Annotated in this window: 16 protein-coding genes and 2 tRNA genes; 3 read left to right on the top strand and 15 right to left on the bottom strand. The window is 35.3% G+C overall.

Annotated elements, in window-relative coordinates:
* Positions 1-590: 590 nt before the first annotated feature.
* The 6 genes from serC to V5290_RS13725 form a co-directional block, all read right to left on the bottom strand.
* A complete protein-coding gene (gene serC / locus V5290_RS13750) occupies positions 591-1,775 on the bottom strand; it encodes a 3-phosphoserine/phosphohydroxythreonine transaminase (protein ID WP_333386892.1) in 1,185 nt (394 codons plus the stop codon).
* 437 nt (positions 1,776-2,212) lie between these two features.
* A complete protein-coding gene (locus V5290_RS13745) occupies positions 2,213-2,338 on the bottom strand; it encodes a hypothetical protein (protein WP_333386890.1) in 126 nt (41 codons plus the stop codon).
* 237 nt (positions 2,339-2,575) lie between these two features.
* Positions 2,576-4,099 (bottom strand): hypothetical protein, encoded by a 1,524-nt coding sequence (locus V5290_RS13740; protein WP_333386887.1) that lies wholly within the window; start codon positions 4,097-4,099, stop codon positions 2,576-2,578.
* 1,116 nt (positions 4,100-5,215) lie between these two features.
* Complete coding sequence (locus tag V5290_RS13735; RefSeq protein WP_333386885.1) at positions 5,216-5,563, bottom strand: hypothetical protein; 348 nt, start codon at positions 5,561-5,563, stop codon at positions 5,216-5,218.
* Positions 5,564-6,119: 556 nt separating this feature from the next.
* Positions 6,120-6,210: transfer RNA gene (locus tag V5290_RS13730), tRNA-Ser, on the bottom strand.
* Positions 6,211-6,906: 696 nt separating this feature from the next.
* Positions 6,907-6,997 (bottom strand) — tRNA-Ser (locus tag V5290_RS13725).
* A gap of 237 nt (positions 6,998-7,234) precedes the next feature.
* On the opposite strand from V5290_RS13725, the gene V5290_RS13720 reads away from it, so the two are divergent.
* Both V5290_RS13720 and V5290_RS13715 read left to right on the top strand, forming a co-directional pair.
* The gene (locus tag V5290_RS13720; protein ID WP_333386882.1) at positions 7,235-9,196 is read left to right on the top strand and encodes an exoribonuclease II; all 1,962 of its coding nucleotides are present in this window, start codon (positions 7,235-7,237) and stop codon (positions 9,194-9,196) included.
* A gap of 243 nt (positions 9,197-9,439) precedes the next feature.
* Positions 9,440-11,641 (top strand): YgiQ family radical SAM protein, encoded by a 2,202-nt coding sequence (locus tag V5290_RS13715; RefSeq protein ID WP_333387031.1) that lies wholly within the window; start codon positions 9,440-9,442, stop codon positions 11,639-11,641.
* 103 nt (positions 11,642-11,744) lie between these two features.
* Here V5290_RS13715 and V5290_RS13710 read toward each other — a convergent pair whose 3' ends face one another.
* From V5290_RS13710 to apbC, 4 genes are all read right to left on the bottom strand, one after another.
* The gene (locus V5290_RS13710; protein WP_333386880.1) at positions 11,745-12,407 is read right to left on the bottom strand and encodes a hypothetical protein; all 663 of its coding nucleotides are present in this window, start codon (positions 12,405-12,407) and stop codon (positions 11,745-11,747) included.
* A gap of 615 nt (positions 12,408-13,022) precedes the next feature.
* Positions 13,023-13,715, bottom strand: a complete 693-nt coding sequence (locus V5290_RS13705) for a hypothetical protein (RefSeq protein WP_333386877.1) — start codon at positions 13,713-13,715, stop codon at positions 13,023-13,025.
* Positions 13,716-13,943: 228 nt separating this feature from the next.
* Entirely contained in the window at positions 13,944-14,543 is a 600-nt protein-coding gene (recR, locus tag V5290_RS13700; protein WP_333386874.1) for a recombination mediator RecR, read from the bottom strand.
* A gap of 296 nt (positions 14,544-14,839) precedes the next feature.
* On the bottom strand, positions 14,840-15,925 hold the full coding sequence (apbC, locus tag V5290_RS13695) for an iron-sulfur cluster carrier protein ApbC (RefSeq protein WP_333386871.1): 1,086 nt from the start codon (positions 15,923-15,925) through the stop codon (positions 14,840-14,842).
* A 269-nt stretch (positions 15,926-16,194) separates the two neighbouring features.
* On the opposite strand from apbC, the gene metG reads away from it, so the two are divergent.
* Positions 16,195-18,255, top strand: coding sequence for a methionine--tRNA ligase (gene metG / locus V5290_RS13690; protein ID WP_333386868.1), 2,061 nt, complete (start codon positions 16,195-16,197; stop codon positions 18,253-18,255).
* Between the two features lie 109 nt (positions 18,256-18,364).
* Here metG and V5290_RS13685 read toward each other — a convergent pair whose 3' ends face one another.
* The 5 genes from V5290_RS13685 to ribE all read right to left on the bottom strand — a co-directional run bounded on the left by V5290_RS13685 (position 18,365) and on the right by ribE (position 23,504).
* Complete coding sequence (locus V5290_RS13685) at positions 18,365-20,200, bottom strand: chondroitinase-B domain-containing protein (protein WP_333386865.1); 1,836 nt, start codon at positions 20,198-20,200, stop codon at positions 18,365-18,367.
* Between the two features lie 435 nt (positions 20,201-20,635).
* The gene (locus V5290_RS13680) at positions 20,636-21,535 is read right to left on the bottom strand and encodes a DMT family transporter (protein ID WP_333386863.1); all 900 of its coding nucleotides are present in this window, start codon (positions 21,533-21,535) and stop codon (positions 20,636-20,638) included.
* 234 nt (positions 21,536-21,769) lie between these two features.
* Complete coding sequence (locus V5290_RS13675) at positions 21,770-22,489, bottom strand: DUF445 domain-containing protein (RefSeq protein ID WP_333386860.1); 720 nt, start codon at positions 22,487-22,489, stop codon at positions 21,770-21,772.
* A gap of 113 nt (positions 22,490-22,602) precedes the next feature.
* Complete coding sequence (gene nusB / locus V5290_RS13670) at positions 22,603-23,031, bottom strand: transcription antitermination factor NusB (RefSeq protein WP_333386857.1); 429 nt, start codon at positions 23,029-23,031, stop codon at positions 22,603-22,605.
* Between the two features lie 5 nt (positions 23,032-23,036).
* Positions 23,037-23,504 carry a 6,7-dimethyl-8-ribityllumazine synthase gene (gene ribE, locus V5290_RS13665; RefSeq protein WP_290039134.1) on the bottom strand — a complete coding sequence of 156 codons (468 nt, stop codon included), beginning with the start codon at positions 23,502-23,504 and terminating at the stop codon, positions 23,037-23,039.
* Between the last annotated feature and the right edge of the window lie 22 nt (positions 23,505-23,526).

Below are 23,526 nucleotides of genomic sequence, written 5' to 3'. Positions count from 1 at the left end.
CATGCATAATAGGTAACAATAACTTTTGGAAAAAGGAAAATAGCAGAGGTTAAGTTATCAATGATATTTAAAATATGACATCCTTAGAGAATAGTTAACTAATAAAAGTATAGGTTAATTAAAAATATTAGTAATTCTCTTTTACGTTTTATGCCTGGCAATAACTTATTTTAAATGATGTGATTATTTCATTGGAAAAATGACAACGATAAAATAAGTTATTTAAGTAAATAATGAATCAATAAAATTGAATTAAACTATTTATTAATACTTACAAAACTCCATGTAGGTAAATAAGAACCAACCATCAGACTGACTTATTTTTGTTAGTAAGCTTACTTTATGATGTTATTTAATATATAACTTTTTTATCCATAAAGGAATAATATTTATTATTAATTAATGATATGAGTGGTTTATATTGCTCAAAAAGTAGTAATTCTAATAATTGCGTTTTTAAAATAGAAAATGCCGGACTACGAGTGTAAACCAGCATATTAAAAATATAATTGATAGGCACTGTTTAACGGCTTTCTAAACAAAAAAACCTAGGGTTGTTTATAAGCAGCAACACAATTTATTACAGCCTATTATTTAGAAAGATCATTTTCTATTTGAAAGCGAGTCATGAAAGCAGCGAGTTTGTTTGCTTCTTCAACTGTGACACCATTGTATAAGCTTGCACGTAAATAATCGCCAACACCAAAAGGAGTTAATGTTCTAAGACCCACCATGCCTTTATCCCAACTTTCAATTAAGAACTTGTTGGTTAATGCATCATCCCCACCAGCTATATTAAAAGGAACGTTCATACGACTACGCAATACTTTATTATTAACAGGTGTTCCATAGAAGCCGTTAGAATGATCAATTACTTTATATAGCGCCTCGGATTTAGCAATAGATCGGCGTTCACACTCATGTACACCTCCTTCTTTAAGTAACCAATCCATGACCATACCTACCACTTCAATATTAAAAGTAGCCGGTGTATTCCACAGATTTCCAGCTTCACTGTTAGTTGTGTAATTAAATATACCCGGACATAGCGGTGATGCTTTGCCTAATAGATCTTTACGAACAACCGTAATTGTTAGACCTGGATGACCAATATTTTTTGATGCACAAGCAAACAATATACCGACTCCACTACCACGCCAATCAATCGGTTTTGTAGTAAAATCGGAACTCGCATCAACAACTAATGGAATATGTTTCAATGATTCAGGTAAGCTAGGTAAGCGATGTAGCTCAACCCCATTTACAGTTTCGTTTGAACAAAAATAAACATACTTACTATCAGTATGGACATTAGATTCAGTTAATTCTGGAAAATGTGTAAATAAACCAGTTTCAGGATCACTCCCATCAATAGTATGTACATCACAATATCTACTTGCTTCATCTCGACCACGAGCAGACCATGTGCCATTAACTACATAAGTCGCAATATCTGACATATCTGTACATAAATTTAAAGGTAATGCTGCAAATTGACCATGACCGCCACCATGAGTGAAAAGTACTTCATATTCTTCTGGGATTTCCATTACTGCACGTGCGGTGGCAATAGCATGCTCTAAAATAGCTAAAAATTCTGGTGCTCGATGCGATAATGATAATGATGTAAAACCTGGTTTATTAAAACTAGCAGCAATTTGTGCTTCAACGTCTTTTGGGAGCGAAGTTGGACCAGGGCTAAAATTGATTACTTCTTCAGAAGGAGCGGTAGAACTAAGTGAGCCGACAAGGGCTGGATGAGTCTCTATATTCATGATGTATTACCTTACATAATCAAGTCCATATTAACCTAAAAAAAGCAGTTAATTTTTAGTAGACTGATTATGCAAGCAAATTTATAGCTTGCTTAGTGCCAGAATAAGCTTTTCTTGATCCCAGAAACGAAAGCAATACTTAAAAATAATACCAATTACATTAAATATGTTGTCTTGGAAAGACAGTTCAATTCAAGAGGTAAATAGAGGTTTTCAAAGATTTACTTAGTTAATGATCTAACTAAGAATTAACTAAAAGATGTTAATTCTTTAATGGCAGGTCCCTTTACGAAATTTACTACGAAAAAGTGGGCTATTTTAACAAGTAAAGTTAACATTAATACCCCAGCAAACTTAATATAATTCATCTTAATTAGTATTTAAGATGAATTATATTGTAGCGACAAAATTCTTTGTCGGTAGTTATTAGTAACGATTTAGTGACGGTCACTATGATTGCTATGATTACCGCCTCCATGACCACCGCCATGATGATGAAAAAATCCACAACCAGATAAAGACAATGATAAAGAAAGAATACCTACTAAAGTTAATAAACGCATATGAGCTCCAAAAATAAAATAATTACAATTAACTTGATAATCTAATAGACAACATACTAGCCAATAGGTTCCAAAACCTAAAATTAACAGCACATCTACAACACGTACTTTAGCCAACCAATCTTAGTTTTATGTGAATCCCTTCTAAAAGGGCCTAATACATCTGGTACAGGCAAAAATACTAAGCAAAAAAAACCCTGCTGAAAGGCAGGGCTAAAGGGCTCAAATTAATAAAATTTAAAATTCGTAAGCATTACTTAAAGTAGTAGTATTACTCTCTAGCATAGCTTGATACAAATCTTCTGTATCAGAAGTGGTAGTAATTAAACCGTTTAAATCACTATAAAACTCTGTCGCAGCATCATCATCTACAAAATCAGAGGCACTATATTCACCTAAATCAACTAGGTCGACATTAGTTGTCATCAGGTATTGAATTACATCTCCACTGTCAGCATCAGAGCTCACTAAATTAACTTCAATACGTGATAATGTTGGGTCGGTATAATCAAATAGGCTACTAACTAATATAACAGGTTCTTCGTTAGCAAGTGAATAAATTGATTGATAAGAGATATTACTAGAAGAACTTGTACGATCTTCATCTAAACGGAAATGTACACGTTGATAATCAAAGTCATCACTCGAATAGCTTCCATTCATATCAAGACAAAATGCGTCAGCTACATCACAAGTGCTAGCCACACTCACACCGTCTAAAACATCTTCTACCAAAGCAAATGCTTCTAACTCAAGGAAAGTAACATCATCCAATTCAGTGAAAGTTGTGAATAACCAATCGTTTGAAGTAATAGTACCTGATAGGTATCCACTCCACAAAGACACTTCCGATGTATCATAAGCTAAAGTTAATAGATCAACATCGTCATAAATAGGTTGCCAAAAGTAACTTTGATTATCATGTATTGCAATAATTGCACTGTCGCTGTCTAGCTCTACAGTATCAGTGGTAAACCAGTAAACATCTGTTAAGCCGTTGCCTGAAAGACTGGCTGTAAGTGTGCTTGCAGTATCATTAGAATCTTCATATAAGTTAGCAGAGCTAATAAATGCCCATTCTGAAAGTTCAGTGTACTCTGTTGAGCTTGAATCATATGAAGCAAAAGCGGTAATCAATACGTCACGAGATGCAGGGTAAGGAGAGTCAACAGGAATAGCTGTTGCTGTCGCTTTGCCATTCACAGAGTCAACATCGTAACTACTTTGGTAATAATCGGGATCTGAATCTGGTTGTTGTACATTTACTAAAGCAGTATCTGAATCAGTCTCTCGGTAATCGCTGCCAGTATAGCAAGCACTATCTTGCTCTTGAGTAATGTTTAACACCAAATCTTCAAGCAGATCTTTTTGTACACTAAACATGTAACTACCACGATCACCACCAGTTAAGCTTTCAATCTCTTCCAGTGTCACATAACCGTCATCTGGTACATCAGTACTGGTAATGGTAAACAAACCATTGGTAATATCGTCCGCAGAGAAAGTTTCTGCAATAGTTCCATCAGCATTATGGTAAAGAATATTGTAATCATCCTCAGCGACATAAGCAGTGATCACTTCTCCGTCATTTAATTCTGAGTCAGCGTATATAATACACTTACTACTTAACGAGCTTTCGCTTACTGATTTTAATTGCACCACTTGCCATTGATAAGTTGGAGCACTTGAGCCTGAAGATCCTGAACCACACCCAACAACTAATGCAGGTACAATGAGAGACGCTAAAATGGACTTTTTCATTATTTTAATCCTTAAAATAAAATAGTGTTTAATATGAATACAGCCAAAATTTTCCAAAGTATCTGGTGCTGCCGATAACTTGATAAAGCTTGTGTCGATTTTTTGATATTTAACGCCATTTTTATGACATTTATTTGTGTTAATAACGTAAATAAACAAACTTAAAGTAATAATCACTGTGAATATACTTAGATAAAGCAGAATCCATGCCACAAAATAATCAACATGAATTAATTTTATTTAAATTCAACACATCTTTAAATGTAGCCTAGAAAAAGAATTTTTAGAGATGTTAATTAATAGCCTTTAAAAAACCATTAAAGGCTATTAATTAACATTGGAATATTTAAATAGGAAAAAGAAAAAAGGAAGTTGTTAATTTAGTTATTTTTATTACGTAAAAATTAAAGCTAATAAATAATAATACCAATTATATTAAATAAGTGATCTAAATTTTACACAGGAAAAATGGCTGAGTTCAAGACGTAATTTAAGCCTTTCGTCGATTAACATCGTTAATAGTCTATCGGAGAATTAACGGTGAAATGTTAATTCTTTAATAGTTTTTCTATTGGCGAAAATTACAACAAAGAAATAATACCAATTGCATTAAATAAATGATCTAAATTTTGCGCAGGAAAAATGACTTAGTTTAAGGCGTAACTTAAGTTAAATAGTTGTTCTATTTACGAAAGTTACATCGAAGAAATAAGTTATTTTAACAAGCAAAATAGATCAGTTACTTAGTGTGATTGGTATAAGTCATTTTAACAAGTCAAATAGATCAATTAATTAGTGCGATTGGTATAAGGGATAGAAAGTAATATAAGGAGCCCTATTACCATTCAGTTTATGTGCAGAGGAAGGTATAAAAATTAACGTTAGCTGTAAAGATTCAAAAACAATATAAAATGCGATGGATTCAAAGTTAAATAGAAAGTAATGAAAGCGATACAAAACTGATATGAAACAAACATTCAAAAATAAAGACAGAACATAAGCCAAGCTAGTCTACTTACTATAAGTCGCTATCTACAAAAAACTGCACTGCATATAACTCGACCAACTAAGTAGACTGTGCTAAAGATTGGCATCATGTTTACATTTATTATTGCATTAAACCACTGCAAGTAATAAAGCACCGACAGACAAGGCACCTTTCAAAAATTGCCCAGCAGAATAGCTATCATCAGCTTCTTCTTTATCTTTTTCAGGATGATCCATGCCTAACATTCCATGGGCAAAAGATTCAACTTTACTTGTGCCTTCTTCTTCAGGTTTAGCCGTCTGTGCAAGTTCCGCTGCTGAAAGCTCTTTAGCCTTAGCAGATAACTCAACATGTTTATTTTCTGCTGGTGCAACAGCTGTTGCCTCTTTAGTCGCTTCAGCCTCTTTAGCTTGTGCATTTTGAGGCTGGGCAACTTTAAGATTAGTGTTGTAATGATTAATGCCAATGTTTGTCATAAATCCCTCTAATTAGTTCAATGTCCACGTCAATTTATCGACAGGAAAATAAAAAACTTAAGCTTTTTCTTTTTTTATTTAAAAAAACTTACCGTTTACAAAATAAACAAAAGCATTATTTATGCCATTATGAATGGTTCGACGAATAAACGATAAATACTACTTAAATAATAGAACAATATTTCAAAAGTAGTAAAAAAATAATGACTATATTGTGTAAAAAAGAATAATTACTAGGATTTAAATAAGAAATAGGCAATAAAATTGCAGGCTCATATTGCCATAGAGGCAGTGATTGCCGCTTTATTTAGACAAGATATGTTTTAATCGTAATAATAAAGTTAATAGAAGGATAAATGGTTAGAGTTGTGTTTTAACAACGCCACCAAATCTACATATTAAACACAATTAGTACTAAAACATTTGAGTTAAAAGGGAGTCAAAAAATTAAATCAGGGAGAGGTTGTATATAGTAGAAATAAAATGCAGGATTATAAATAGTTGTTTGGAGCAAAACGAAAAAAGGCTTCTCAATGAGAAGCCTTTTTTCTTAATGTGGCGGAGGAGGAGAGATTTGAACTCTCGGAGAGCTATTAACCCTCGCTGGTTTTCAAGACCAGTGCATTCAGCCGCTCTGCCACCCCTCCGCAGAACGAGGCGTATATTATAGAATCTGAGATAAAAGCCAAGCTATTTTTTAAAAAAACTGTTTAAGTGCTTACTTTTCAAACTAGTTGTTGTTTAACGCATTAAATGTGGCGAATAAAAAAGCACAACAACAAGGAAATCAGCTTGTTATACAATATCTATTAATTATTCTCTTTGTATGTAATACCACTTATATTAAATAATTATACCGCCTCCAATAAATAGCTTATCTAACTTACTTCTTAATCAGCCCTCTTTTCGTTATAAACTTAATTAGGGGAACAGCACTTTAGAACAATTTATCCCTAAAAAATGAACTATTTTTCGAATACGTAAATTGAAACCTCCAAAGATGGCTTCGTTATACCAATTATATTAAATAAGTGATCTAAATTTTACGCAGGAAAAATGATTGAGTTCAAGGCGCAATTTAAGACTTTCGTCGATTAACTTCGTTAATAGTTTATCGGAGAATTGACGGTAAGATGTTAATTCTTTAATACTTGTTCTATTTGCGAAAATAACAATGAATAAATAAGTTATTTTAAGAAGTGAAGTAAATTAGTTAATTAGTCTTATTGATATAAGTAAAACTAATTTTGATCAGAAGGTTAAACAAAATAATATTAGTTGAGGTAAGTCACTAGATTTATAACGAAAAAAGGCTTCTCAATGAGAAGCCTTTTTTCTTAATGTGGCGGAGGAGGAGAGATTTGAACTCTCGGAGAGCTATTAACCCTCGCTGGTTTTCAAGACCAGTGCATTCAGCCGCTCTGCCACCCCTCCGCAGAACGAGGCGTATAATATACAAGTTAAAATAAAAGCCAAGTCTTTTTTCCATTTTTTTATAAATCTATTTAAATTTCACGAATTCAGCAGTTCAACCTTTAATTAAATACCATTCACCTTTACTATCTCAACACAAGTTTATAGATTTCAACGCTTTTATTATTTCAGACTTATTGTTGATAAAACTTTCTCTCTAAACACCTTACTTATTGTAATTTATTAAAGGTTTCAAGCATGTTTCAAGACAATCCATTACTTAATCAACTTAAACAAACAATGCAAGACAATACGCCTAAGCGTACTGGTATTGTCAAAGCATCAGAGCGTGGATTTGGCTTTCTAGAAACCGATAAAGGTAAACGTTTTTTTATCGCACCTAACGAGATGAAAAAAGTATTACACGGGGACCGTATTAGCGCGACCATTCAAGAAAATGGTGACAAGTCAACGGCAACACCTGTAGAGCTAAAGCAAACAGACATTTCAGAATTTGTTGCACAATTATCAATAAGTGGTAAACGTGTCTCGATCAAAGCAAATAATCCACTGATCAATGGCTTCTTTAAAATTAAAGGGGCGATGCAGCTAACGACTCAAGGTTACCATGATGGCGATTGGGTTAAGGTTAAACTATTAAACCATGCATTAAAGGATAATGGTTTTTTAGTAGAAGTTGTTGAAAAAGTAGCAGAGTATAATGACCCTTTTGCGTACCGTATGATCGCAGTAGCAACACACAAACTACCAAACAAAGCACCTGAGTTCGACCACCCTTGGCAAGTTATTGACCCTGAGTTAGCACGACAAGACCTGACTAAAACGCCCTTTTTTACTATTGATGGTGTTAATACTCAGGATATGGATGATGCTTTGTATATTGAAGAAAATGAGCAAGGCTGGGCACTAACAGTCGCTATTTCAGATCCTTCTGCTTATGTACCAGAACAAACAGAGATGGATAAAGAAGCGTGGCAACGTGCTTTTACTTTATATTTACCGAATTTTAATGTACCAATGTTACCAAGAGATCTCAGCGATAGTTTATGCTCCTTAAAGGAGTGTGAAAAACGTGCCACTATCTGTTGTACTATGCACATTGATAAAACAGGTGCAATGACACAAGAGCCTAGTTTTTTTGCGGCTTGGATAAAATCACATTATCGCCTTAACTATCATGACGTATCAACTTATTTAGAAAGTGATGAGTTAAAAGAAGATCAGTGGAAACCAAATAGAGAATTAAGTCAGTTATTAAAAATTCTGGATACAGCAACCGCAGCTCGCCATCAATGGCGTTGTGAAAACACCATTGTGATGAAAAACCAACCTGATTACACACTAAAATTGAACAACAAAGGTGAAGTGTATGAGATCTTATGCGAACCTCGCCGCAGCGCTAACCGACTGGTAGAAGAATCTATGATAGCAGCCAATGTTTGTGCAGGTGACTTTTTAGCAAAGCATAAACAGGCTGGTGTGTTTAATGTTCATTCCGGTATTGCTAGCGATCGTATTAATAAAGCTGTTAGCTTATTAGCAGAATATGGTATTGAGGTTACAGCAGAGTCACTGGTCACATTGAACGGTTATGTAGAAATGCGTCAACAGGTGGCTAAATTACATAACGCTTACTTAGACCACCGACTTCGTCGTTTATTATCTTATGCAGATACTAGCGCTACACCAGCTCCTCATTTCACAATGGGCGTCGCTCATTACGCAACTTGGACATCACCTATTCGTAAATACGGTGATTTAATTAACCATCGTTTAATTAAATCTGTGCTTACACAGCAAGCTGCTAGCCCTGTTGCAGTTGATATCGGTATTCATTTAAATGAAGCACGTAAATCTCAACGAATGGCGGAACGTGATGTCAATAATCTGTTGTACTGCAATTACTTAAAAGATCAAGAAAACTCAGATTGGCGCTATAAAGCAGAAATTTTTGATATTGTTAAAGCTGGTTGTCGTGTTCGAGTTCAAGAAAACGGCGCGACTTTCTTTATCCCAAGTAGTCTATTAGGTAAGACAAGTAATGATGCCAAAAAGATAGAGTGTATGCGCGAACAAGGTGTTGTTAAAGTAGGCGAGCAAATAGAATTACAACTTGGCGATGTCATCGATGTCATGCTTACTTCTGTTAAACCAGAGTCTCGCCAATTAATCGCAAAATTAGCTGAGCCATTAGGTTAAAAAACTTAAAATGTTAACCAGTTGATTTTCATCATCAACTGGTTAACATTTGTACTTGTTGATTTTATTTAATCAGTACAACAACCACCTTTGTTAAACTCTATGTTATAATGGCGCAATTTTATATTCCAACACTAGAGATTATTTTTCTTGAAGCCAATAACTACCCCCAAAGACCGCAATTTATTTTCATATCCTAAATACAGAGGTGAAGCTTCCTCTAAGGCTGCTCCTTTTTTACCTATGTCTCGCAAAGAGATGAAAAAGCTCGGCTGGGATAGTTGCGATATTATTTTAGTAACAGGTGATGCTTATGTAGACCACCCTAGTTTTGGCATGGCTGTGATTGGACGAATGCTTGAAGTCCAAGGCTTTAGAGTAGGTATTATTGCACAACCTGATTGGCATTCGAAAGATGCGTTTATGCAGTTAGGTAAACCTAATTTATATTTTGGTGTGACTGCCGGTAACATGGATTCAATGATCAACCGCTACACAGCAGAAAGAAGACTAAGACACGATGATGCTTACACGCCAAATGATGAAGGAGGCAAACGTCCTGACCGTGCCGTTACTGCTTATACACAGCGTTGTAAAGAAGCCTATAAAGGTGTTCCAATTATCATTGGTGGTATTGAAGCAAGTTTACGCCGTATTGCACATTATGATTATTGGTCAGACAAAGTACGTCAATCTGTTTTATTTGATTCAAAGGCAGACCTGTTAATTTATGGTAATGCAGAACGCCCGCTAATTGAAATTTCACACCGTATTGCACAAGGTGAAGATGTCAAAACCATTACCGATGTTCGTGGCAGTGCTTTTTTAACCAATAGTGCATTACCAGGTTGGACAGGTATAGACTCTCGTAGCGTCGATAAGCCAGGTAAAATAGATCCGATCCCTAGCCCGTACCAAGATCTTACTGAAAAATGTGATACTGCAAAAGATGATGATGTGGTTGATGAAACGTCTGATGTAACAAAAACAGCACAAGTTATTCAGATGACACCTCATAAAAGTACACCACAAGAAGAGCGTGAAAAGAGGTGGATAGAGAAAGCAAAAGCTTGGTCAACTACCTATATTAATTTACCCACTTTTGAACAAGTGAAAGACAATAAAATACTATATGCGCATGCATCTCGTATTTTTCACCAAGAAGTGAATCCAACGTCAGCAAAAGCATTGATGCAGAAACATGGTAATCGCGCAATTTGGTTAAACCCACCAGCAACACCACTAGAAGAAAGTGAAATGGATGGTGTGTTTGGTTTACCTTATGCTCGTGTGCCGCACCCAAGTTATGGCGATGCTAAAATTCCAGCTTACGATATGATAAAAACATCTATCAATATCATGAGAGGATGTTTCGGTGGTTGTACCTTCTGTAGTATCACCGAGCACGAAGGACGCATCATACAAAGCCGTTCGCAAGAATCCATTATTAATGAAATTGAAGATATTAAACTTAAAGTGCCTGGGTTTACTGGCGTTATTTCAGATCTTGGTGGCCCAACAGCTAATATGTATAAACTGCGTTGTAAGAGTGCAAAAGCCGAAGCAACGTGCCGTAAACCCTCTTGTGTATGGCCAACGATTTGTGGACACCTTGATACAGACCACACGCCAACCATTGAGCTATACCGAGCAGCTCGAAGAGTACCAGGCATTAAGAAAGTATTGATTGCCTCAGGCGTACGTTATGACTTAGCGATTGAAGATCCTGATTACATTAAAGAACTGGCAACACACCATGTTGGTGGATATTTAAAAATAGCACCGGAACATACGGAAGAAGGCCCATTAAATAAAATGATGAAGCCAGGTATGGGAAGCTATGATAAATTCAAAGAGCTATTTGATCACTACTCTAAAGTAGCCGGTAAAAAGCAGTACCTGATCCCGTACTTTATTTCCGCTCATCCAGGCACAACGGATATGGACATGATCAATCTGGCAATGTGGCTTAAAGAGAATGACTTTAAATTGGATCAAGTGCAAAACTTCTACCCTTCACCTTTAGCTAACGCAACAACTTTGTATCACACAGAGATTAACTCGCTGCGTAATGTAAAAAGAAATAGTGAATCCGTATCTATTCCAAAAGGCACAATCCAGCGTCGCCTTCATAAAGCTATATTGCGTTATCACGATCCAGCCAACTGGCCTATTATTCGTGAAGCTTTAATCAAGATGGGTTTAGATAAAACCTTGATAGGTAGTAAAGCAACTTGTTTAGTACCAAAAGAAACACGTGCTGAAATTCTTAGTCGTAATACTAAAAAAGCAAAAGCACCTTTAAAAGGTAATAAAGGCACGCCAAAAGGACAAGGTAAAGCAGCCGCAAATAATAGACGTAAACCTAAGCCCAAGTTTGGCACTAAACCAGCGAATGGTAAACAAGGCCTAACACGCTTCAGTACCAATCAATTTCAAAAATAATTGGTGTTTAACTTATTAATACTAAAAAGGGCTGGCTTTATCACAAAGCTAGCCCTTTTTAATACGACCCGGTTAATGAGTTCATTAGCTGATATTATACCAATTACATACCCAAGCCTATTTGACCAGACTGGTTTAATTTACATACCTGATTTAAGAAAGAATTGATTCTGTATGGTTGGAAATGTGTAGGAATACGATTCTCTAATGCAGGAATAGGTTTCTTGTCTTCCTTTAAGTGAGTCAAAATTAACTTTAGGAGCCCTGATAGATATCCTTTAAATGCTTCACTTTGGTATAAACTATCCCAATCAATGACACCTACTTTATTGTACTGCTGTGTCAGTGGTTCTATCTTAGCCGTATATCCTTGTATCTCAATATCACCCATACAATATTCTTTAACTAATTGTAAAAACAAGTCTAAGCACTCCCCACGTGGTACTAAATTAAAAAATTCGGCATTAGGCTTCTTGTCTTCAGCAGGTGCATTAATTAAACGAAATAAAATTTCAAACATATGCACTATCGTTCTATCTAAGATACGTTGTTTTGGTTGATGCAGAGACTGGATATCTTGTGCGACCACACTATAAAGTGTCACCATATCTACGCGTGTAGCGGCTTGATGAGATAATTTATCAGCAATCGAGATAGGGATTCGATTAGCAATTAACGTATTAAAAATAGATCGAGCTAACGAATCCTGTATTGCTGTTTTTGCTTTATCAGAACCCTTAAAAGTCCCTTTTTGATTGTTAGACATCTATTTCCTTGAAACGTAAATATATTATTGCTTAACCATATAATAACGAATTATCAAGATGAGTTGAAAACTTCCGTTAGTCTAAATTAAATAAAGTTAACTTTGGTTACATACTTTATTCCACAGAGTACTAAGATAACCAGCAATCGTTATACCGCGAAAGTTCTTCATAGCCCCACGTCAACGCTCCATGAATTGGTTAAACTTTTTCAAGTACAACAAAAATATTTAATTTTAGTGATAATCAGAATGCATTATTTTTGCAACTTCATTCAGGTATTTGTAATAAATAAGAAATAAAATTGAATGACACAATCCAATCAATAGAGCTTTAAATATCAAAAAACGTTATTCACTGTTTGTGACAGCAATGAAACATTGTTTGATTTATAAAAGAAATTGAACAAAGATCAACGCATATAAAACAGCTGAATCTAAAAATTAAGGCATTGGTATTAGAGCTTATTAATAAAGGACTCTTAATAGTGAATAAAACGCCACCTACTTGTTCAACCTTTTATATACAAGGTTAAAAGTTGGCTACTCATTAATATAAATTATTATGAAGCCCAAAGCACAATTAAGTTAATCGAACTTTGAGGCTTTTTATTTCCTCTATTTTTTTTCTGTATAACCTTTAGGAATAGCTATATGGCTAGGATTTTTTGATCTTGTTTGAGTCCAAAAATTACCATATTGACCGATAAAACTGACTTCCTTATCATTATAAGAAGTCAAGTAATACGAAAATGTGTCCCCTGTTTCTGGGTCTATTTCATTAAATATAAATCCATCTTTAAAAGTAAATGGTATGTTTGGCGTGAACATCCTTGAATAGGTTTTGTTATTATGATTAATTTCAAGAGAATCATAATCATATGATAATTCTCTTTGAGTGATAATAATAGAAGTTTCATACTCTTGATCAATTGTATGTTCATACCATGTTCCGGTAATATCTGATAGTTTAGCTTTAGGCACAGGCGTAAAAGGGCCAGTGACTTTATCTTTATACTCACTCATCTCAGTAAGTGAAAAGGAGTTATCCTTCCAATCCGCAGTGATAGTTAATACTCCTTTATTTATTTTTTCACCTTTTAGTATGTATGTTGAATCAGTCAATTGCTCATATTCAGCGAGTTCTAATACTTCTTCACTTCCAATTCGGTGCGCAATGACTTTGCCATTTTTAAATTCAATTACTTTAGTGGGTTTAGGGGAAAACCACTGTCCTTCTAAGGTATGAGAGTTGTTTGTGCACGCGTATAATAAAGTGCTTAATACGGTAATAATTATTATTTTGAACATTAAATTTCCTTTTAGCTGTAGTCCTAAATATTATGAGTTTATATTTTTAGTATAAATTTCAATATAAAAATGGGCTTATAGTGAGTGAGATATTATCTATTTTTTAGTTCTACCATCTACTCACTGTGCATATTAGTTTGGATTCGCTTGTTTGAATGGTTTCTCCAGTAATCAGCTCGATAAATATTTCTATCGTATCCATGTTTTACCATTCAAAGTAATACTAACTTATAACATCGAACGTCCAGTAAAAGAGTGTGACAAGGTTGTGCTATCTACAAACTCAAGCTCTCCCCCCACTGGCACGCCATGTGCAATACGGCTTACCTGAATTTTTTGCTTTCTTGCCATTTCTGCAATGTAATAAGCTGTTGCTTCACCTTCCACCGTCGGGTTAGTTGCTAAAATAACTTCTGTAATATTACCTTTTTGCATCTGCTGCTCAAGTAAATGCAAGCCTAATTGCTCAGGTCCAACACCATCCAATGGAGATAAATGCCCCATTAATACAAAGTAAGTGCCAGAAAATAAGGCAGTTTGCTCGATTGCAACTACATCAACGGGCATTTCGACTATACAAATTACTCCGTTGTCATTGCGTTTTTGATTACTACAAATAGAGCAAAGATCTTCTTCTGTAAAGGTTCGGCATTGTTTGCAATGGCCTATTTCTGTAACCGCTCTTGCTAACACATCACTCAGTTTCAAAGCACCATTACGGTTTTTATCTAACAAATGATAAACCATACGCTGTGCAGACTTAGGACCAACACTTGGTAAACATTGTAGAGCTTGTGTTAGCTCTTCGATTAATGGTTTATTTGACATTATTTTTCTTCTTAACATTAAATTAGGTCGATTAAGCAACTTAAATTGGCTTAATATTTTGCATTGAACTGAGTTAACTTTTTAAGTTTTCAAAAGAATTTTGCAATAACATAAAGTTTATCATCTAATGAAGATCCCGTATCGTTTAAACCTTCGCTATCATCAACAACATTCATATTTTCATTAAAAACTAACAAATTTTTTTGTTAAATTAACCTAACTTCAAGGGCAATCTGCTCACAAATTATTTTGTTTATTCCTATCTCGTTTTGCCTGCAGTTGAAAACTAGTTTCTATTACTTAAGCTCTGTAATCTTGATTTGCTCTATCGTAGGTTGTAAATCTTTAAATAAGTTAATAGCAACCGATTCAGCTAATGCTAAATAAGGAGCAACTAATTCAGATTGTTCATTTTTAGCAACAGTTGGATAGCCTTGATCAGTGTTTTCACGGTATTGGATATGAAGAGGTAATGCTCCTAAGAAAGGTAAGTTAAATTCCTCAGCCAATTTCTTACCGCCGCCTGTCCCAAAAATAGCTTCTTGATGGCCACATTTAACACAAGAATAGATACTCATATTTTCAATTAATCCAGTGACATGCACATCCACTTTGTTAAACATAGTAACGCCTTTTTTAGCGTCAATTAATGCCACATCTTGCGGTGTAGTGACTATAACCGCGCTCGTTAGAGCAACGTTTTGTGACATAGTAAGTTGAATATCACCTGTGCCAGGAGGCATATCTACAACCAGATAATCCAATTCAGGCCAATCTGTTTCGTTTAATACTTGTTGTAAAGCTTTACTTGCCATCGGACCACGCCATACCATGGCATCTTTATCTTCGATTAAAAAACCAATGCTATTACAAACAATACCGTGAGCTGAAATTGCCTGTAATAGTTTTCCATCCGAAGAGGTTGATTTTGTTGCTTTCTCGCCAAGCATCATAGGTACTGAAGGACCATAAATGTCAGCATCAAGTAAGCCTATTTTTGCGCCATTCTTGGCTAAAGCCAAAGCTAAATTAACACTTACGGTAGATTTCCCAACACCGCCTTTGCCTGAAGAAACAGCAATTATATTTTTAATGTTAGCATTTTGTTTAGGTGCTTTTTTATGTTCAAAACTCGGCACTTTATAAGAAACTTTCCATGCAGGGCTTTGTTTAAATAATTCAGTTAAAGGCTGCTCGGTTTTTGCTTTTAAATTGGTTAACCATGCAGGTGCATGGAATGGCAAACAGATAACAATTTCGGCCGCATCAACATTAACCGTCAAGAGAGATTGTTGCTGTAATTTATTAAATATTTCGGGCTCGATAAATTGTGTTAAGCAATCTAACACTTGTTGTTGATTGGTTTTATTTTGAAACAGCATATACAACCTCTTATCTATATTGATTGATTAGTCTATCAAAATAATCAGATAAATCATCCTTATTAATAAAACGATAATAAGCCTTATTTTTTAATATTGATGGATAAATTATGACTCAATTATTGACTGTATTAAAAGCATCAAATCAACCAATGCAGATTTCAAAACATTGCCCTTAACTGTCTGAGATAAGAGTGGGATTATTAGCATTTTTTCGGTAGAATTATAGGCTTAAAAAAATTCGCCTAGACTTAAGGAATATCAAATAAATGGCTAATCAAGACCGTAATATACTTGTTACCTGCGCCCTTCCCTATGCAAATGGTCCAATCCATTTAGGGCATATGCTAGAGCATGTACAAGCTGACATCTGGGTGCGTTTCCAACGCTTACGTGGCAATAATATTCATTTTGTTTGTGCTGATGATGCTCATGGCACTGCAATCATGCTTAAAGCTCAAGAGATGGGTATTACACCTGAGCAATTAATTGCCGATGTACAAGCTGATCACGAAAAAGATTTTGCTGGGTTTAATATCAGCTTTGATAATTACCATTCTACGCATTCAGAAGAGAACAAAGCCTTATCATCACAAGTTTACTTAGCACTACGTGATAATGGTTACATCACTAAAAAAGTCGTTTCACAATTGTACGATCCAGAAAAAGAGATGTTTTTACCGGATCGCTTTGTAAAAGGTACTTGTCCGAAATGTAAAGCTGAAGACCAGTACGGCGATAACTGTGATGTTTGTGGTGCGACTTATAGCCCAGCTGAAATGATTAATCCAAAATCAGTGGTTTCTGATGCAACGCCGGTAATGAAAGATACTGAGAACTTATTTTTCGATGCACCTCAATTTCAAGATATGCTAGTTGAATGGACAAAATCAGGTGCATTACAAAGCGAAGTAGCAAATAAATTAGGCGAATGGTTTGAGAGTGGCTTAAAAGCCTGGGATATTACCCGTGATGCACCTTATTTTGGATTTGAAATTCCTGGTGCACCTGGAAAATTTTTCTACGTGTGGCTAGATGCCCCTATCGGTTATATGGGAAGTTTTAAAAACCTATGTGATCGCTCTGACAACCTTAACTTTGATGATTACTGGAAAAAAGACAGTACAGCAGAGCTATACCACTTTATTGGCAAAGATATCATCAACTTCCACGGCTTATTCTGGCCAGCGATGTTAGAAGGCGCCGGCTTCCGTAAACCAACAGGTGTAAATGTTCATGGTTATGTGAGTGTTAATGGTGAGAAGATGTCTAAGTCAAAAGGCACTTTCATTAAAGCGAGCACTTACCTAGAAAACTTAGATCCTGAGTGTTTACGTTATTACTATGCTGCAAAATTAACATCACGCGTTGATGATTTAGACTTCAACTTAGAAGATTTCGCACAACGTGTTAACTCTGATGTGGTGAATAAATTAGTTAATTTAGCTTCTCGTACAGCAGGTTTCATTGCTAAAAAATACGATGGCAAACTATCTGTAGAGGTTTCTGAACCTGCTTTATACCAAGAGTTTGTTGACGCAGGCAAGTCTATTGCAGAGCAATTCGAAAAGCGTGAGTTCGCACGTGCTATTCGTGAAATTATGGCATTAGCTGATATCGCGAATAAATACATTGATGAAAAAGCACCATGGGCTTTAGCAAAAGTAGAAGGTAAAGAAGCAGAAGTACAAGATATCTGTTCGATGGGAATTAACTTGTTCCGAGTATTAATGACTTACTTGAAACCAATCATGCCTAAACTAACAGAGCGTAGTGAAGCTTTCTTAAATGAAACATTAACTTGGGATAGCATCAACACTCCTTTAGCGGGCCATCAAATCAATAAATTTAAAGCTTTGTTCCAACGTATTGATCCAAAGAATATTGAAGCAATGGTTGAGTCTTCTAAAGCAAGTGCAGCGGCAGACGCAGCAGCAAAAGACAAAGCTGTGGCAGCATCACAAGTAGCGAGTCAAAGTGAACTAGATAAAGAGCCAATCGCGCCTGAGATTGACTTTGACACATTTGCTAAGACAGATTTACGTGTTGCCTTGATTGCTAAAGCGGAGCATGTGCCTAAAGCAAACAAACTATTAAAGCTAACTTTAGACTTAGGTGGTGAGACACGTACTGTGTTTGCTGGTATTAAGTCAGCTTACAAACCTGAGGACTTAGAAGGTAAACTAACTGTAATGGTAGCAAACCTTGCACCACGTCAAATGAAGTTTGGTTTATCTGAAGGTATGGTATTAGCAGCTGGCCCTGGTGGAGAAGATATTCATATCTTAAATCCAGACTCTGGAGCTAAACCAGGACAGCGTATTATGTAACCCTCAAAGTGGTTGTTAATATAGCTATTTAAAATAGAAAAAGCCGACTATATGTTAATATAATCGGCTTTTTTATAGCATTAATTTTATTAGATTAATATGATGGCTGTTAGCTAGACAAGTCTGCAGTTGGGCCAACATCTTCTGTTGTTAAAGGGATAGGAGCAATAATAGTAGGCTCTGATGAAAGTACTTCTAACTGACCAGCGCCTAATGTGCCATCTTCATTATCAACTGCAGAACCTGTTGCATATGATTGATTGCCAGACCAAGTATTAGAATCATCATTAGCGTAGTTATTGAATAAACTGCCTTCATTTCCCGTCACTAAGTTATCTGAAATAGTAATGTCCTGAGGTACAATAGTATAATTATCTCGACCAATAAAAATACCGCCACCTAAATTGTTTACTAACGTATTGTTAGTTACAGTCACATTAGTTGGAGCTTCATGACTATTGCCATTAGAGCTATCAGATACATCACCTGAATCAATTAATATAGGACTTCTCCAACTAGTACCCGATAGGTTTTCCATATAGTTATTACTGACTGTATGGTTTGAGCCATATACTCGAATACCACCGGTTTCGTAGTTGGCATCGGATACTAACGTGCTATCGCCAGTTCCATAAAAATAATTATTTTCTGCTTTATTATCATGTCCTAAACGGAACGATAGCGAGCCCATAGAGTTTAAAAAAGTATTATTTGAGAAGGTATTATTTGACGTTTTGACTGTCATAATTTCATTTTCACCATCGGTATCTTCAAACAAGTTATATTCAATTAGATGGTTTGTTTCTACATCTTGAGAACCTGAATCTCCGAAGACGATTGCTTCACGGTCCGAATCACCTTCAGGGGTTATATTGCCCTCTTTTACGTAAGGGACAATATTTTTAAAGTAGTTGTGATGAATGTGTGCATTAGTTGTCATTGTTTCAGTATCATCATCATATTGAAATTTGATGTAACTGCCTGAATTTATTTGTCCATCGTCATCTTCAACAACAATGTTTTTATCCAAGAATTCATTATATGCAATTGAGACTTCTTCACTTGATTCAGTTAGCACCACAGACGTTTGCCCATCAGTAATATCTTTATGATCAAATGTATTACGTAACACTTTAATGTTTTTTGAGTTTACAATTTTGAGTAATGTACTGGCATCATTTGGGCCCAATACAAAACCTTGCAAAGTAATATTTTGAGAATTGGAAATAGCAGCCGTTTCTAAACTGATACTGCCAACACTTTCAGCTCTGATTAATACTTGGACATCGAAACAAGTGTCTTTAATCGATATTTCACCATCACCTGACACAATGATTTCATCCCCACCCTGCACATCACCACTGTTTAATAACTCATTTAAATCATCGAGTGTTGAATTATGAGTTGCCCCTGTCACAACAGGATTTGCATCATCAGACCCGTCATCGTCGAATGCATCTGAACATGCATAAGTGTCAACATCGTCATCGCTATCACCTTGATCATCGTCATCACTGTCCTCAGAAAGTGCATCAGCAGAAAGGATAGTGAAACGTATCGTTGCTTCAGTGCCATCAATAGAGTTGACGGTGATACTATCCGAAACGCTTTCATTTTCATTTAAGTCGCCCAGCGTTTCATTTTCTGGTACTTCATAGGTCCATTCTCCATCTGAATTAAGTGAGAATATACCGTAAGTAGTCGCTATATCGGTTTGAACAATGAAAGCTTCTTCGCCATCATCGGGGTCGACAATAGTTAGTGATTCATTAACATCACCATTTTTATAATACAATTCAACCGAGGTGGTTCCACTTATTATTGCCGCTGTAGATTCTGTCACTTGCTCATTACTTACGTCACCAGCATCATTTGAACTACTATCAGAGCCACCACATGCAGTTAATCCAGCCATCGCTGAGAGTAATAATAATTTTTTATACACGGTCCATTCCTTGGTTTGATTAAAGGTAATTCACAATGTAGTTCTATATTATATTAATACAATTACAGAGATCACATTTTATATTTACACCAACATAATGCTACCGATGCTGTGATCAATATCTTTTATAATAATTATATTAAGCAGTGATAAGTTATTAAATAGATATGAAATCATAAGTATTGGCTCTAAAACTACACACTAATACTTAGTTATATCCATTAAAAACATTAATAATAGGAACGATAGTGATAATTAAGCACGATAAAATTAAGAAATTAAGATAAGTTTGTTGGCGATAGATACTCTAGAGTAGAAGAGAGTTAATACTATAATATTCGAGCTCGATCATTATTTCCTAATAAGATGCATTATGAAAATTTAACAACTTACTGAAGTAAGCCGTTAAATTAAAATACCATATTAAGAAAAAGTCTATTTTAAAGTTGGGTTTTTAATCACTAATAAAATCCCACTTAGAATGATTAGACTGGAGATAACGAAAACTACTGACACACTTTCCCCAAGAAAGATAAAGCCCGCCACAGCGGCTAACACAGGCACCAATAACTGCACCACTGCAGCGACGTTATGGCGTAAGCTAGTTAATGCTTGATACCACAGCAAATAACCTAGCGCAGAAGCAAGTACACCAGAAAGAATGGCATACAAAACACCATCAATACTCAAATAAGTACTATCAAAATTAATCAGTGCAAAAATAATAATGAAAGGTGTTGTTCGGAAAAAGTTAAAGATAGTATCCGAGGTTGGATCGACACTTTTCTTGCCTGCTAAGGTATAAAAAGCCCAACTGACGCCAGAAGCACACATTAAGATAAAAGCAATTAAAGATGGGCTTGATACTTGTGGTGCTAATAATAAAATAAATCCAGCAACAGCTAATATTAAGCCAATTAACTCAGCACGACTCAATAGGTGTCCTTTTAAAACACGCGTTAGCAACATGGTTACCTGTACCGTCGCAAATAATACTAACGCCCCTGTTGCTGTATCTAGTTGTATGTAAGCAAATGAAAACGTTAACGCATAAACAAACAACCAAATTGCATTTAACCAGCTACCTGTGCTTTTTTTTGTATTTAATCCGGTTGAAGCAGCTTTATTCTTCTTATCAAAATAAAAGTGTTTTACGGCAAGAAATAAACCTAAAAATAAACTGCCCGATAACAAACGAATAACGGTGAAACTCCCTGCATCAACTTGCTGATCCCCTAACGCTAAACGACAAAAAACAGAGTTAGCGGCAAAGGCTAATAATGCAAAGCTGGTTAAGAAAAAGGTTTTATAAGTGTTATAGGCATTATTTAACATGACTAGGCTCTTGTTATTTAAGATAATTAAAATTAGTTATGACAGATTTAAGAGGAAGAGTCTAATCATCTTAACTATCTAAATATAAAATTTATAACAGAGAATCAGTGATTAGTTATAAGCTGGTATTAAAAATCAAGAATAACTTACTCATGAAGATAGAGGATACTTGGTAAATAAAAAAGGTCATTTCATGTTGATGAAATGACCTCTATATCAAGACCCTGTAGATATTTATGCAACAATTAATGCACTAACAAAGCCAATTAAACCACCAAATACTCCACCCCAAACGACTAACCACCCAAGGTGTTTACGGATCATTGCTTGAATAATTTCTTTGACTATTTGTGGTGTTAATTCATCTAAACGCTGTTCAATGATGCTTTCTATTTTAGTTAAAATACTATTCATCATTTCAGGTTGATCCATTTCACTTTGCAAGAGCTCATTGAATTTATCAGATTGTGTCAAATCAATCACAGAGCTTTTCATGTGTTTAATAAAAGGTTCTCGTAATGGCTGTAATGACTCTTCACCGCCAAACATAGCTATCATGTTACCGAAAGAAGACTCCATAATCACTTTAATCAGCCCGTCATAAGTTGGATTTAAATCTATTTTTTCAATCACAGGTTCAAGATTTAATTGAGTTGATGAAAAGCTCCCTGCCGATAAAAAACGCTCTACATTTTGGGCTGTAAAAAACTGTTTCATCATCAAGTTTCTAATACCTGATTTAAACTCTTCAAAATGAGCAGGTATAACGCCTGAGCCATATAAAAGAGGGACTTTTTCAAAAAGCATGAATACTGCAAGCCAGTTTGTGACTGCACCTGATAAGGCAAATAACCCTACCATTACTAAGATAGAAGAAGCGGTACTTTCCTCAAGTAATAGGCCAATCACTAAAATTAATGCAGCAATTAAATTAGTCATTAAACTTTTATTCATGATTTTTCCTTATTTGGATTAACAAATTAATAGACTTTGATATGATATTTTTAACAAAAAAAATCCAGTTATAAATAACTGGATTTTATTACATCATAAAATATAACTAGTATTTATTTAGCAATATCTTCACGTAACTTTAAGCTTCGAAGTGCTTTGTCTAATACGCCGTTTACAAACTTGTATGACTCATCAGTAGCAAAATCTTTTGCTAGTTCAATTGCTTCATTCAATACTACTTTATGTGGTACATCAGTACGGAAAGTCAATTCAAACATTGCTAAACGTAATACCGCAAGGTCAACCATGTCAACATCGTCAATTTTACGAGAAAGGTACGGTGCTAATTTATCATCTAAAGAATCAGAGTTTTTAACAACCCCCATTAATAACTCTTTAAAATAAGGTACATCCGCTTTAGACATATCTTGGTCAACAGCAAACTGCTCAACAATTTGCGTTACACCCGCTTGAGTGATTTGCCATTGGTAAACAGCTTGTACTGCAAATTGACGAGCACGGCGACGTTCAGCTGGTTTCATTGCCATTATCCTAATTCCGCCATTACATTAACCATTTCTAACGCACTTAAAGCAGCTTCACTACCTTTGTTACCCATTTTCGTTCCTGCTCGCTCAATTGCTTGATCGATAGAGTCTGTAGACAACACACCGAATGCAACTGGAACACTAAAGTCTAATGACACTTGTGCTAAACCTTTATTACATTCATTGATAACAAGTTCAAAATGTGGTGTTCCGCCACGAATAACACAACCTAATGCAACAATTGCATCAAATTTTTCAGACGCTGCAACACGTTTTGCAGTTAACGGTAATTCAACAGCACCAGGTACACGAACGACAGTAATATTATCATCTGCAATTTGACCTGTTCGTTTAAGGGTATCAACGGCACCAGCTAATAATTGCTCGTTAATAAAGCTGTTAAAGCGAGAAATCACGATTGCGATTTTAGCGTGTGGAGCGGCTAAGCCACCTTCAATTATTTTCATTTTCTACCCTTATTACAAAATT

The organism is Psychromonas arctica (assembly GCF_036697365.1).
Taxonomy (GTDB): Bacteria; Pseudomonadota; Gammaproteobacteria; order Enterobacterales; family Psychromonadaceae; genus Psychromonas; species Psychromonas arctica_A.
Note: the sequence above shows the minus strand (reverse complement) of the source record. Positions and strands in the feature narration are given on the sequence as shown.

Bases quoted from the DNA above. Each gene is read 5' to 3' on its own strand.
- serC (WP_333386892.1), bottom strand. From the start codon at position 1,775: ATGAATATAGAGACTCATCCAGCCCTTGTCGGCTCACTTAGTTCTACC.
- V5290_RS13745 (WP_333386890.1), bottom strand. From the start codon at position 2,338: ATGCGTTTATTAACTTTAGTAGGTATTCTTTCTTTATCATTGTCTTTA.
- V5290_RS13740 (WP_333386887.1), bottom strand. From the start codon at position 4,099: ATGAAAAAGTCCATTTTAGCGTCTCTCATTGTACCTGCATTAGTTGTT.
- V5290_RS13735 (WP_333386885.1), bottom strand. From the start codon at position 5,563: ATGACAAACATTGGCATTAATCATTACAACACTAATCTTAAAGTTGCC.
- V5290_RS13720 (WP_333386882.1), top strand. From the start codon at position 7,235: ATGTTTCAAGACAATCCATTACTTAATCAACTTAAACAAACAATGCAA.
- V5290_RS13715 (WP_333387031.1), top strand. From the start codon at position 9,440: ATGTCTCGCAAAGAGATGAAAAAGCTCGGCTGGGATAGTTGCGATATT.
- V5290_RS13710 (WP_333386880.1), bottom strand. From the start codon at position 12,407: ATGTCTAACAATCAAAAAGGGACTTTTAAGGGTTCTGATAAAGCAAAA.
- V5290_RS13705 (WP_333386877.1), bottom strand. From the start codon at position 13,715: ATGTTCAAAATAATAATTATTACCGTATTAAGCACTTTATTATACGCG.
- recR (WP_333386874.1), bottom strand. From the start codon at position 14,543: ATGTCAAATAAACCATTAATCGAAGAGCTAACACAAGCTCTACAATGT.
- apbC (WP_333386871.1), bottom strand. From the start codon at position 15,925: ATGCTGTTTCAAAATAAAACCAATCAACAACAAGTGTTAGATTGCTTA.
- metG (WP_333386868.1), top strand. From the start codon at position 16,195: ATGGCTAATCAAGACCGTAATATACTTGTTACCTGCGCCCTTCCCTAT.
- V5290_RS13680 (WP_333386863.1), bottom strand. From the start codon at position 21,535: ATGTTAAATAATGCCTATAACACTTATAAAACCTTTTTCTTAACCAGC.
- V5290_RS13675 (WP_333386860.1), bottom strand. From the start codon at position 22,489: ATGAATAAAAGTTTAATGACTAATTTAATTGCTGCATTAATTTTAGTG.
- nusB (WP_333386857.1), bottom strand. From the start codon at position 23,031: ATGAAACCAGCTGAACGTCGCCGTGCTCGTCAATTTGCAGTACAAGCT.
- ribE (WP_290039134.1), bottom strand. From the start codon at position 23,504: ATGAAAATAATTGAAGGTGGCTTAGCCGCTCCACACGCTAAAATCGCA.